Annotated in this window: 9 protein-coding genes and 2 pseudogenes; 6 read left to right on the top strand and 5 right to left on the bottom strand. The window is 40.1% G+C overall.

The window, feature by feature from the left end; all coding sequences use genetic code 11:
- Nucleotides 1-228: 228 nt before the first annotated feature.
- Nucleotides 229-393: a hypothetical protein gene (locus V7K42_RS18275; RefSeq protein ID WP_334918491.1), complete on the bottom strand. Its 165-nt coding sequence runs from the start codon at nt 391-393 to the stop codon at nt 229-231.
- Between V7K42_RS18275 and V7K42_RS18280 the strand changes: the two genes are divergently transcribed.
- On the top strand, nt 381-1,850 hold the full coding sequence (locus V7K42_RS18280) for a non-ribosomal peptide synthetase (protein ID WP_334918493.1): 1,470 nt from the start codon (nt 381-383) through the stop codon (nt 1,848-1,850). The genes V7K42_RS18275 and V7K42_RS18280 overlap by 13 nt on opposite strands.
- Nucleotides 1,851-1,988: 138 nt before the next feature.
- Here the strand turns inward: V7K42_RS18280 and V7K42_RS18285 are convergent, their stop codons facing one another.
- Both V7K42_RS18285 and V7K42_RS18290 read right to left on the bottom strand, forming a co-directional pair.
- Complete coding sequence (locus V7K42_RS18285) at nt 1,989-2,888, bottom strand: transposase family protein (RefSeq protein WP_334918495.1); 900 nt, start codon at nt 2,886-2,888, stop codon at nt 1,989-1,991.
- Nucleotides 2,889-2,989: 101 nt separating this feature from the next.
- A complete protein-coding gene (locus tag V7K42_RS18290; RefSeq protein ID WP_334918497.1) occupies nt 2,990-3,232 on the bottom strand; it encodes a hypothetical protein in 243 nt (80 codons plus the stop codon).
- Between V7K42_RS18290 and V7K42_RS18295 the strand changes: the two genes are divergently transcribed.
- From V7K42_RS18295 to V7K42_RS18315, 5 genes are all read left to right on the top strand, one after another.
- Complete coding sequence (locus V7K42_RS18295) at nt 3,226-4,500, top strand: condensation domain-containing protein (protein WP_334918499.1); 1,275 nt, start codon at nt 3,226-3,228, stop codon at nt 4,498-4,500. The genes V7K42_RS18290 and V7K42_RS18295 overlap by 7 nt on opposite strands.
- A 221-nt stretch (nt 4,501-4,721) precedes the next feature.
- Nucleotides 4,722-6,920 (top strand): aminodeoxychorismate synthase component I, encoded by a 2,199-nt coding sequence (gene pabB / locus V7K42_RS18300; RefSeq protein ID WP_334918501.1) that lies wholly within the window; start codon nt 4,722-4,724, stop codon nt 6,918-6,920.
- Complete coding sequence (locus V7K42_RS18305; RefSeq protein WP_334918503.1) at nt 6,874-7,530, top strand: GNAT family N-acetyltransferase; 657 nt, start codon at nt 6,874-6,876, stop codon at nt 7,528-7,530. Before pabB ends, V7K42_RS18305 begins: the two co-directional genes overlap by 47 nt.
- A gap of 94 nt (nt 7,531-7,624) precedes the next feature.
- Nucleotides 7,625-8,602, top strand: a complete 978-nt coding sequence (locus V7K42_RS18310; protein ID WP_334918505.1) for a hypothetical protein — start codon at nt 7,625-7,627, stop codon at nt 8,600-8,602.
- Nucleotides 8,603-9,061: 459 nt separating this feature from the next.
- Nucleotides 9,062-10,198 carry an aminotransferase class I/II-fold pyridoxal phosphate-dependent enzyme gene (locus V7K42_RS18315; protein ID WP_334918507.1) on the top strand — a complete coding sequence of 379 codons (1,137 nt, stop codon included), beginning with the start codon at nt 9,062-9,064 and terminating at the stop codon, nt 10,196-10,198.
- Nucleotides 10,199-10,357: 159 nt separating this feature from the next.
- Here the strand turns inward: V7K42_RS18315 and V7K42_RS18320 are convergent.
- Nucleotides 10,358-11,399, bottom strand: a pseudogene (locus V7K42_RS18320) (IS630 family transposase).
- Nucleotides 11,400-11,622: 223 nt separating this feature from the next.
- Nucleotides 11,623-12,934, bottom strand: a pseudogene (gene nifN, locus V7K42_RS18325) (nitrogenase iron-molybdenum cofactor biosynthesis protein NifN).
- Between the last annotated feature and the right edge of the window lie 166 nt (nt 12,935-13,100).

The raw sequence follows: 13,100 nt of genomic DNA on the forward strand, positions 1-13,100 counted from the left end.
GTATAAATAAAAATTTTCACGCTGCCATTGGCTTAAACCTACAGGTTTGACTCCTAAGCGCCGTAATTAAACGTCCTGCAATTGTCTTTAATCCTAAACGTGTTTCATCCTGACCGGAGGCGGAGCGTCTCCGGCTCCGCACAAGTACCTTAATCGTTTCCCCACTTCCATTCTCCTCCTGCAAGAATTTGAATGCTAGAGGAAGTTTTTTTAAAGTGAGATAGACTTTCACTCTTGTTGCTTGGAGCTTTGAGGACGAGGCACTTTCAACTTCGCACCCAAACGGTTGCGAACAATTTCATACACTGTTTTGTAGGCAAGTGAAAGTCCTAATTCGCTCTTGAGCCATTCTTGAATTTGACCATAGCTTTGAAACCCAGATGGCTCCTGCAATCGCTTTTTCAAGCTACTTCACAGACCCTGTTGTATGCCGTGCAAATCTGGCGGGAAATCCCACCTTCAAAGAATTTCTTGCTCAAATCCGTCGTACAGTTTCCGAGGCTAAAGAGAATCAAGATTATCCTTTTCCCTTATTAGTAAAACAGCTTGCACCTGAGAGAGATTTTAGCCGTCCCCCTCTGTTTCAAATTTCCTTAACTTGGCAAAAACATGGCTGGTACGATAATGCTGAGAAATCATCTCTAGTGATGTTGCCATATCTAATAGAAGGACATCAACGAGGAGCAGCATTTGATATAGATTTGGCGATTATTGAAGCTGGTAGTGAGTTTGATTTTTGCTGGCAATACAATACTGACCTGTTTGATGCTGCCACTGTAGAACGAATAGCAGGAAATTATCAAACTTTGCTCTCAAGCATCTTAACCAATCCAGAACAAAGTATTTCATCCTTACCATTATTGACTGAAGCAGAACGATACCAGTTGTTGGTGGAGTGGAACAATACTACAAAAGAATATTCACTCGATAAGTGTATCCATCAGTTGTTTGAAGAGCAGGTAGAACGCAACCCTGATGCAGTAGCAGTAGTGTATGAAGATGAACAACTGACCTACCAAGAATTAAACGCCAGGGCGAATCAACTGGCACACTACTTGCAAAAACTAGGTGTGGGGCCAGAAGTTTTGGTGGGGATTTGTGTAGAGCGATCGCCATTAATGATAATCGGATTGTGGGGAATTCTCAAAGCAGGTGGTGCATATCTGCCTTTAGATCCAGCCTATCCAAGCGATCGCTTGGCTTATATGTTGAATGATTCTCAAGCGCAGGTATTGTTAACTCAACAGCAGTTAGTAGACTCAATACCAAGTACTGCGGTACAGGCGATCTGCTTAGATACCGACTGGGAGTCGATCGGCGCTGAAAGCGAGAAAAACCCGCATACTGGGGTTAAAGTCAATAATTTGGCTTATGTAATTTATACCTCTGGGTCTACGGGAAAGCCGAAAGGGGTGATGATTGAACATCGGTCTTTGGTAAATTTCATTCAATCGCTAAGAGATGAGTATGGGATAAACGATCGCGATCGCGTCCTCCAATTTGTATCTATCAGTTTTGATGGCGCAACCGAAGAAATCTATCCTTGTCTTATCTGTGGTGCAACGCTAGTGTTACGTACTGCCGAGATGTTGAGTTCTGTCTCTACATTTTTGCAGAAATGCTGGGAATGGAAGCTAACAGTATTGCCCTTGGTAACAGCATACTGGAACCAGTTAACGTCTGAATTAGCAACAACAAATCAGACTCTACCGACCTCAGTCCGGCTGTTGTGTATTGGGGGAGAAACATGGCTACCAGAAAAATTAAAGCTATGGCACTCGTGTATGGAGGAGCGATCGCGTGTCCATAATAGACATCTCCGAAAACTATCAAAGCCTGTTTGTGACTAGCTTATAAGCTTTAAATACAAGTCTCGCAGATTAGCTCATTTATACGGTAAAATAATGATTTGAGATATTTGTTGTTGCTAACACGAGAAAAAAGTATAGTGATGTGCCTTAGTTTTTGCATAAGAAGATAGGGTGTAATTATGCTGGTAATATTAGCGCTCCAATTCGTAACCTTACTAATCCACAAATGGTCAGAATTACTTGTTCATAGTTTTTAGGATTCAACCTAAATCTGTCTTGGACAACTCGAAATATTTTCACTGAACGGATTCGGTGTTCAACATATATTCGTTTAGAGGAAAACTCCTTATTTTCTTTTTTCTGTTCAGTTGTTAACTCTCTATTTTTTGGTTTCTTAATTGGAGTGTCAATTAAATCTTCACCTTTGTAAGCTAAATCTCCTTTAAATTTTTGCTTTGTATCAAAGCGAGCGCGATTTTCTCGAAATAAATTTATATCGCTTTTGGGTCCAGGTTCACCAGCCACAACATCAACGATATCTCTACCATTTGGTAAGATAATCATCTGAGTTTTAAATGTATGATTACTCTTCTTGCCAGAATAATATTTTTCTTGCTCATCATTATCCCCAGGTCTTTCCCTAACCTGTTCATAGCTGTCAACAGTTAGTTCATATTCTGTGAGTATCTCAATGACTTGTTCATAATCTAAATCGGTTTTTTTTACTTGCTCAAGTAAGCTAGATGGTAACAATTCTCTGAGAAGCGGCAACCAGTAATTCAATGTGTCATTCGCTGTCGATTCACTTACTCCAAATTGGATGCCAAGAAGTTGAAACGTAGTCAAATGTCTAAGATAAACCAAGGTTAAAATTATTTGTTCTCGTCTAGATAGTTTTGTTTTACGGCCACCGCCACCGGAGATAATTCTAATTTTCTTTGATTCTCGTAAAGCTTGTTTTTCATCATGCAATTTTTCAGCATTCTGAAGTAATATTTGTAGCTCGGCATACCCCAGACCAATTAATCGTTGGCTTTCTTGAGGATTCGCTTCGATATGATCCAGTACAGCACTCATGATTTGGGTGTAAAAAACTTCTATTATCTTCTTTTACCACACAACATTACTATTTCGGAGATGTCTACTAGATATTAACGGACTCGTAGTAGAGAGTCAGTTCAAACTGGATTGGACATACAGCGAAAATTTTCACTCCTCTGCCACAATTGAAAATCTCGCCCAAGATTTTGCAGCAAGCTTGCGATCGCTAATTGCTCATTGTTTATCTGTTGATACTGATGAATCTGAAAAACCAATAAATAATCCCCAGTGTCAGGAAAATAACGTTCTAGTGCCTCTACATTTATTAGAACTTCCACAGGATATTGTTGATTTACTACCTGACGATACAGAATTGGCATATCCTCTTGCCAGAATGCAAGAGTTTATGTTGCATCATTACTCAAATGACCATCAGAAAATGGGGGTTTATCATGGACAAGAATCATTCGATATATATGATGACAATCTTTCGTTAACTGCCTTTAAAAAAGCATTAGAAATGCTAGTGCATAAACATCCGACTTTGAGAACCGTATTTATCACTTCTAACGGAAAGCCAGTATGTCAGGTGGTTAAAAAGAATCTGAAATTTTCCATCAACGAGCAAGACATTAGCAACATCAAATCGGATGAACAGGAAAATTACATTGATGAGGTTGTAAAACAAGACAGGCAAAACTTGTTTAACGTTGAAAATCCCTATGAGCCACTTTTTCGATTATGGCTTTTTCAGAAAGCCAAGAATAGATTTGAATTCTTAATGTCAATACATCATGCAATTACAGATGGCTGGAGTAGTATTGAATTCCTTAACCAACTTTACGACTTATATTCTGCTCTCAAGAAACAAGAAGAAATAACAGTATTACCTACCGCCAATGTGTACAAAGAATTTGTCGCTTTGGAGAAAGAGATAATTAGCTCACCAGACGCATCAAATTTCTGGAAACTTCACTTAATAAACTATACGTATAAACCATTGAAGCCAATAAGTGCTTCAGTAAATCAAGTAGAAACTGTTGCCGAAGAATACCATTTTGATTCAGAAATAATTGCTGGCTTACGTGAATTATGTCGAAAATTAAAAGTTTCACCAAAAGCAATTTTCTTAAGTACCTACGTTGACCTAATTGCTACTGTAATAAAAGAAAATATAGTTTCTGTAGGAGTTATTTCTAATGGTAGGACAGAAAAGTTATCTGATCCATTTGCAGCTTTGGGTTTGTTCTGGAATATTGTTCCCTTGTGTCAACCAATCATAAGAGATAAAAATGTACAAATTAAAAATGTACAGGAATCCCTAATTAATATCGAACCTTATGTTAGATATCCACTTCTAAAAATTTTGTCAGACCAACAAGAAATAGAATTGTTTTTCGCTACATTTAATTTCGTGAATTTCCATAATGATAAAAATAATTTTGAACATCTTGGCTTAAAAGTACACCGAATAAGGTTACATGACAAGTTCAACTTTCCTTTAAATTATGCTGTGTCAATGGAATCAGTTTCAGCAAATGCAAGCATACATGTGGAATATGACCAGATGTATTTTAGTAGTCAAGATATTCGCTCGATGCTTCAGAATTATCTTGAAATATTAAAAAATACAATAAATGGTGGGTGACAGAAGCTCTATTTATAACTGAATACGGTTCAGTTAAGGCTAAAACTCTTTGTCAAACTCAATTTTTTTACGAACCGCCAAGGACGCAGAGAGAAGAAAAAAATGCTTAATTGAACTGTATTGATTTATAACTTAATACTTGACAAATATCCTCTGAGATTCAAAATTTAAAATTATATTCCTTATTCTTTCCCAAAATTTACAACATAGAGACTCACAAGATGAAAACCCTACTTATTGACAATTATGATTCTTATACCTTTAATCTTTACCAATTAATTGCAGAAGTTAATGGAGAGTATCCTACTGTAATTTACAACGACCAATTTGCATGGGATGAACTGCAACAGTGGAAATTTGACAACATTGTGATTTCACCAGGGCCAGGTCGTCCTGAGAATCTCAAAGATTTTGGAATCTGTCGTCAAGCTATTCAAAATGCCCAAGTGCCGCTTCTAGGCGTTTGCCTTGGACATCAAGGACTTGGTAATGGGTATGGAGGAAAAGTTATTCATGCGCCGGAAGTTCGGCATGGTCGGCTCAGTGAAGTTTATCACACTGGTACTGATTTGTTTGCAGGAATTCCTTCTCCTTTCTCTGTTGTACGCTACCATTCCTTGCTGGTTTCAAACGATCTACCGGACTGTTTAGAAAAAGTAGCGTGGACAGAGGACAACCTGGTGATGGGAATGCGCCATCGAACTTTGCCGCTATGGGGTGTGCAGTTTCATCCAGAGTCAATCTGTACTGAGTATGGACAAACCTTGTTCGAGAATTTTAGAGAGATTACCTTAAAATTAGCCCAAGAGCGCGGCAATAGTCCGAAAAAACAGTATTGGATAGGAAATAGCGGGACTGCTCCAATGCCTTCAAGTTCTTCTCGCCAAAAACAGCAACAGGAATTTGAACTTTGTACGTGCAAGCTGAATCTGTGTCCCGATACCGAGCAGATGTTTGTGCATTTGTTTGGCAACTCACCAAATGCATTCTGGTTAGACAGCAGTCGTGTTGAAGCCGGTCTTTCTCGCTTTTCCTTTATGGGAGATAACAGTGGCGAAAACAGTCTCCTGATTCATTATCAAGCGCGATCGCAAGAACTCACCGTTACCAAATCTGATACCATCAACCGGAGAACAGAGGGGATTTTTGACTATCTCCAGTATGAACTTGAACGGCGACATTGCTCATCTGATGATTTACCCTTCGATTTCAACTGCGGGTTTGTGGGTTACTTTGGATATGAACTAAAGGCAGAGTGCGGAGCTAAATTAAACTACCCCTCTACCTTACCCGATGCCATGTTTCTGTTGGCCGATCGCATGATTGTAATCGATCACCAAGAGCAAACCCTCTACCTACTCTGCCTAATTCAGCAGGGACAAACAGCCGCCTCTGAAGCCTGGTTTGAATGGATAAGACACCAAATTGACAATCTTGCTCCCTTATCCCCTATTGTTCCTGAGAAGAAAGAGACACCTGTTATCTTCCGATTAAGTCGGTCTAAAAAGACTTATCTTGATGATATCGAGATATGTTTGCAAGAAATTCACGAAGGAGAAACTTATCAAGTTTGTTTAACAAATAAGATTCACACAGACACTACACCCGATCCACTGGCGTTTTATCGTTCATTACGCCGCATCAATCCTGCTCCATACTCTGCATTTTTGCGTTTTGGCGATGTAGCGATCGCCTGCTCATCTCCAGAGCGATTTCTGCACATCGATCGCCAAGGTTGGGTAGAAACAAAGCCTATTAAAGGAACGCTACCACGAGGAAAAACGCCCAAAGAAGATTTTATCCTGCGTGAAAGATTGCAAAACAGCGAAAAAGATCGGGCTGAAAATTTGATGATTGTAGATTTGCTTCGCAACGATCTAGGACGGGTTTGTGCAGTCGGTACTGTCCATGTTCCCAAATTGATGGATGTGGAAACCTATGCTACGGTACATCAACTGGTAACGACCATTCGCGGTCATTTACGCGCCGATATGAGCGCCACAGATTGCATTCGTAACGCTTTCCCCGGCGGTTCTATGACAGGCGCTCCCAAGCTCAGAACCCTTGAGATTATTGATCGATTAGAGCAGTCAGCACGGGGAGTTTATTCAGGAGCGATCGGCTTTTTGGGATTGAATGGTTCAGCTGACTTGAATATTGTCATTCGCACTGCTGTGTTGACTCCAGAGCAAACCTCGATTGGCGTTGGCGGCGGCATTGTAGCGCTTTCTGATCCTGAGATGGAGTTTGAAGAAACAATGTTGAAAGCAAAGGCATTAATTCATGCCATGATGCTCACAACGCATGGAACCCTCGATCAATGGCTCAAAGATATTGGGATTGGATTTACATCTCAACCGATTAAGATTGTCAATGTTATCTTTGGGACTATCCCCCATAGAACCCGAAGAAGTTACTAAAGCATTGTGGCGAACCATAAATCAGAACAATTTACAACAGGGATATGTGCGTTTGCTAGTGTATCCAAACGGAAATTGTTTAGCTTTAGATCCTTCTCCATTCCCAACGGCAGCACTGGTTATGGCTTGGCGCTCTGACAGTTCAGGATTCTTACCCCCAGTGACTTTAGGGATTAGTCATATCCGTCGTCCCTCAGCCGGTTCTACCCTGTCTAGGGCTAAAATTAGTGGCTTTTACGCTGTCGAAGCAGCAGATGTTTGTCAGCGTCTGATTGAAGGAAAATATCCTGGTGCTATTTTTGTGGCAAATCCCCAAGGGGATAATCATTCTATTCTCGGTTTGATTACTTTAAGTGTGCAAGAAACGATTCATGTGGCGAGTAGTTATGTCCTAATTCAGGAATTATGGGTTCATCCAGACCATCGAAGTCAAGATATCGGTGACAATCTCATTCAAGCTGTTGAAACCTACAGTCGTCAACAAGGAATTTCTCGGATAGAAGTTTGTTTACCAACCCATGAATTCCCTAGCTTTTCTAACACTTACCATTTTTATCAAAAGAGCAACTTTCATGATTTTGGCCCGCGGATGCGGAAGATGCTGGAATAGGCTATCTGCGATCATAATTTAACCCGTGAAGGTTAATTAAAGTAGTAGGTAACGACATGACAACTACAAATATACGTCTGTAAAAGGTGATTGCATGAGTCATTTGTCCCTAGAGGTGAGCTTGCAAAGAGAAATGCAAGGAGCATCTCCAATCATTGTTACTTCTGAGGGCAATACAGCTGGCAGAGAAATTGAAGAACGCAGCCAGTGTATTATGAAAGGTCTAAAGCGACTTCCTCAATCTCATTTTTCAACAGCAGAGGTTAGCGATCGCTACCTTGATAGCATTCTCCAACAAATTCATCATCAGGATTATCTTGCATTTTTAGCTCATTGGAATCGAGCGTTAGTAGGAGAGGAACTACTGTTTGAGTATCCTTATGTTGACCAGGGAATTCAGCCAGATACTCCTCTATTTGAGGGAGTCTACGACTTGTCTCGTGAAGGGGCTAGAACTGCAACTTCAGCAGCACAGCAAGTTGTCAATGGCGCTTCCTTGTCCTATGCTTTGTGCAGACCTCCCGGACACCATGCTGGTTCTGCTTGGTTAGGAGGATATTGTTTTTTGAACAATGCAGTTGCAGCTGTAGTTACTCTTCTGGAATCTGGGATCAGACCCGTGGGACTGATCGATATTGACTTTCATTTTGGCAATGGTTCTGCTGCTTTACTAGCATCACGACCAGATGTTTGGTTTGGTTCTATTCATAGTTCCACAATCGTTAGTTATCCTTACAAAGAAGTTCAACCTGCTAGCGATAGACAAACTTTCACTTCTTTTTCCCATCCACCTAGTTCAGAAGAATTTTTAACTGAAGTTGAGCGGCTAGTTAAAAAGTCAATAAATTTTGGTTGCGCGGCTCTGGTTGTTTCTGTTGGCTATGACATTATTATCAACGATCCTCATGGAGGTTGGCATCTGCCACCTTCTATTTTTGAGGAAATTGGTCAGATTCTTGCCCAGGCATCTATGCCACTTTGTTTAGTGCAAGAGGGAGGCTATCTGTTAAATGCTTTAGAAGAATGTGCCTATAAATTTGGATTGGGATTGTTAGGGTGGGAGCAGAAATAAGCGCTAATAAAGAAAATAATAGGCGATTGTTCATTAGTAAAGGCATTGGAAGACAGATAATACAGCACTTCCGGCGGCTATGAGGTACATCCTCAAACCTGAAAGCTATGATAGGAGAGGGGCAAGAGGAAAACTGTATTGCATAATAGCCGGAAGCGCTGTAAGTAGGTAGGCATAATTAAATATAAGATAAAACCTTACCCTCAATCCCTCTGCTTATTAAGGAGAGGGAAGCCGGAGGCAGGGTGAGATTTTATATTTAATTTGACCCACTTACTTACCTATTTTGTCTTGATAATGTAGGGTTAAAGCACATTAAGCGGTGGTGGAAAATCATTTTTAATACTTATCTTATAGTGAGTTTGCGCTCAGAGCAAATGCTTGTTTCCCCACCGATGTATTGTGTTCCTTGAATAAGCTTTTTCTATACATTTATCAAAAATTACGTTATTTAGTATTATGAAATTTCCTACATTTAAACTTGAAGAATATTTTTCTCACTCAGAGTTTAAAGCTTCTTATCTTATGGGTTCTAGCGATGCTGAAAGTTTCTCTTTACAAGAGATTTTAGCATTGGCTGATGATGAAACAAGAAGTATATGGGAAACATTGCGATTAGGGTATACTGAAGTTCAAGGTAGTCCTCTTCTAAGAAATGAGATTGCACACCTCTACCCTGGGTTACAGGCAGATAATATATTGTGCTTTGCAGGTGGAGAAGAAGCGATATTTTGTACCTTTTTGTCACTACTTAACAAAGAAAGCCATGCTATAGTTGTTACTCCTTGCTATCAATCCCTCCATACATTAGCTCTATCATTTGCAGGAAGCGTTACGACAATTGCACTTGACGAAGCTCAAGGCTGGAAGCTTGACCTTGATAAAGTCAAAGATGCAATTAGACCAAACACAACACTAATAATTTTCAACTTTCCAAACAATCCTACTGGAGCAATACTTAATGAAGATGAAGTCAAAAATTTGATCGATATTGCATCAAGTCATGATATATATATTTTTTCTGATGAGGCATATCGATTGTTGGGAAGGTCTTCTTTGACCTGGGGTGCTCCTGTTGCTTCTTTATATCCAAAAGCAATTAGTTTAAGTGTTATGAGTAAAGCCTTTGGTATGGCTGGACTTCGCATAGGCTGGATAGCAACACAGAACAACGAACTACTCAAGTCAATTGAGTTTACAAAACACTATACAAGCATTTGTAATAGTGGGCTTTCAGAAGTGGTTTCTCTAATAGCGCTTCGTGCAAAAGATATAGTCCTTAAAAGGAATTGTGAAATTATTGACAATAATCTATCTATTCTCGATAATTTTTTCAGTGACAATTATACTCGCTTTTCTTGGGTATGTCCTTCTGGTGGATGTGTAGGATTAGTTACTTTTAATATAGCAACACCAATAGACATATTTGCTCAAGACTTGCTAGATAACACAGGTGTTCTTATTATTCCAGGTTCTATTTTTAATATAGAAGGCAATACATTTCGGATTGGGTTTGGAAGAAAAAATTTTCCTGAAGCCTTAGAAAAATTTGAAATATATGTGAACAAATATGCAAAGGAGAGTAGTTACTCTTGAGGAAACACAATGAATACACAAATTTCGCTCACATTTGACAATTATTCGTTTGGCATCCTGGGAATGTCTTTCTGGATGATGGTGAGACTTTTTTCTGATCGCGGAGGAATAATATCATGTCCGGTAAATAACTTACGATTAAACTCCGATTTTATTCCACTAATGAAAACCAGTTAACCCTTGAATCAAATCTTGCTGTTGAAGCAGAGATTGGCATTGATGAAATAAAGCTACCTCCAAATCATCTAGGGTTTTAAACGATTGATTGGCGATCGGCTCATCAACCAAAGTCCATAATCTAACTGAAGAGTTGTAATTCGGGTGAATGAGAGGGCAAAAGTGTTAAATGTAACCCGAATGGAATTTTTAAATCATGACTGATATGCCACCCAGCTCGGTCAACAGCTAGAAGAATGTGTTTTTTAGCACCTAATTCAAATTCACGCGCAAAGTCTGCTAAAACCTGATTAAAAAGTTCGGTATTGACGTATGGCAAAATCCACGCCTTTTGTTTCTCCTGTTTTAGGATGTACAAATGCATACAACCATAACCACTTAAATCTCCAATTGACATTGGCAATTGGTGTTTCTCCCTCAGGTACATAAACTCGTCTTAGAATTGGCTTAAGCCCTAAGCGATGTTCATCTTCGCACCACAATTGAATTTCCGCTTCCGGGTAGACGGTTTGAAGCTCTTCAACTTCTGTGGCTAGTTTTTTTTCCAGGACTCTTGCTCTACTGGGTCGCTTTCCGTATGAGATGGGCGAGGTACTCGCAGCCTAAAAGTCATCTGCCGTAATATCTCCCATCCTCTCTGTCGGCTAATCGTTATCCCTGTGACTTCACTCAACCAATCTGCAACTTTTCGCCCATTCCACAATCCACCATCGGGAGCGTTTGACTGCAAAGCCTGCCATAACAATGCTTGGTGAATATCGTCTACCAACACCTTTGCCCCTTGATTTTCGCTGCGGCGATCGCCAATCCCACAGATGCCCAACTCGTTATACTTTTTTACTAATGCATAAATCCATGTTCTGCTGTAGCCCGTTATTTCCTCTACTTCCTCTGTTTTCTTTCCTTGTGCTAGGAACCATATAATCTGATACTGACGACTTTCTATTCCGTCTTTAGCTTGTTTGTAGAGCTGCTCTAATTCAGAAATATTTGAATGCTCAACTAGAATGATCCGTTTCGGCATAAATCATATTTTTACTCCCTACTCTTATCATAAGCGATTATGCGGACATGATATGACAGTATCTTGCATAATTTTCACCATCTCATCAAACGTGCGTCTTTGGACTCCAACTAGACGTTTGAATTCGCGGTTAGATAACTTTTTTGTTTGCTCGTACTGCATTGCACCATTGACTCAAGCGACAAAACCCTCTATCTTACCAGAAAATAATTTTGCAAGAGGTCTAATGTTTAACCTTTGTTTCTTGCTCTAAAAACAGGTTGCCAATATCAAATAAAAGCTGTGTAGTACCTCGGTAGCCAACTTTGCTAAACTGACTGCAATCTAAACGGTCAAAAATGGGAATCCCTTGACGGTAGAGAGGAATTTTTAAGCGTTGAGCGATCGCAGCTCCATGAGAGTTGGTAATTAGCAAATCAGATCCAACCGCCAGTTGCTCAAAGTCTTCCAAATCGCCGATAGTGATGCTCTTAATCGGAAGTTTTTCTAGCAGAGGAAAGCGTGTTGTCGTCACTGCTGAGTGAATTTCAACTCCTAGCGATCGCAAAAAAGAAACTGTTGACCAAAGTAAATCTGGTTCCAGCGCCAAAGAAACTCGCTTACAACCAAAGTAAAAGTGATTTTCCAACATCACATGTTGTAACTGACGGCGTTGACGGCGGTATTTCTGTGGTACACTTACACCACTGAATATATGACAAAGCTTGCAAGAATTTATCTACTGCTACTAAGCCTGTCAGTTCACCAAATACCTCATAGGGTATATTGAATCTCTGCCCCAAAATTTGCGCTGCACCTCGCATACTTTCGCCTAATGCCAAAGTGAATACAGAACTGCCAATTGAGCGTAATTGGGCTGCATTTGTGCCATTAGCTGTAATAGCACTAGAGGAATCTTCTATATGACTATCTAGTACGCCAGAAAGGTCAGGTACAACAATAGGTACAAATCCAAAAGAGGTAACAATCTCTTTGATTTCCTGTACATCCCCCGGTGTGAAAGCAGAACTCGCCAAAATAGTGATTTGTGTGGGACAAGCGTCTTGCTTATCACTTTTTTGAGGGATTTCCTTAACCATACTCTCAACTGCACCAGCAAAGCCATCCTGTAATGTACCTTTGAAATCAGGTGTAGAGACAAGCACAATTGGTAAATAATCGAGTTCTGGGTGACGGTGGCGAATTTCCTTAACAAAGCGCCCCATATCATCGCCTCTAGTTTCCACCAATCCAGTGCTACAAAGACCGATAATTTCTGGTTTGGATCTCTGCACCAAAGTCAAGATTGGTTGTTCAACTCTTTCCTCGCCACCCAAAATGGTTGCAACTTCTGTCATCGCTGTACTGGAAAGAGGAATCGTCTGATGGAAATGTTGTACTAATACTGCCTTAGTCAAAGCAGTACAGCCTTGAGAACCGTGTAATAAAGGCATGATTCCCTTCAACCCCAAAAAGGCTAAAACTGCACCCACAGTCTGACTTTGCTTGAGGGGATTAACTGCAACTGATGTACTCGTAATGCTAATAATCGCCATTAGATGTTCTCCTCTAGAGAATTTTCTGCTCCCCCTGCTTCCCCTGCTCCCCCTACTCCCCATCCTCTAACCCTTGTCATTACCAACATTTTTTCAAAGATTGGGTTGAAAAATCAATAGCCCAGCACATATCCATTAATCGACACCATCCGCGCCATAGAGTTTG

This window comes from Nostoc sp. (assembly GCF_036917455.1).
In the GTDB taxonomy this organism is placed as follows: Bacteria; Cyanobacteriota; Cyanobacteriia; order Cyanobacteriales; family Nostocaceae; genus Nostoc.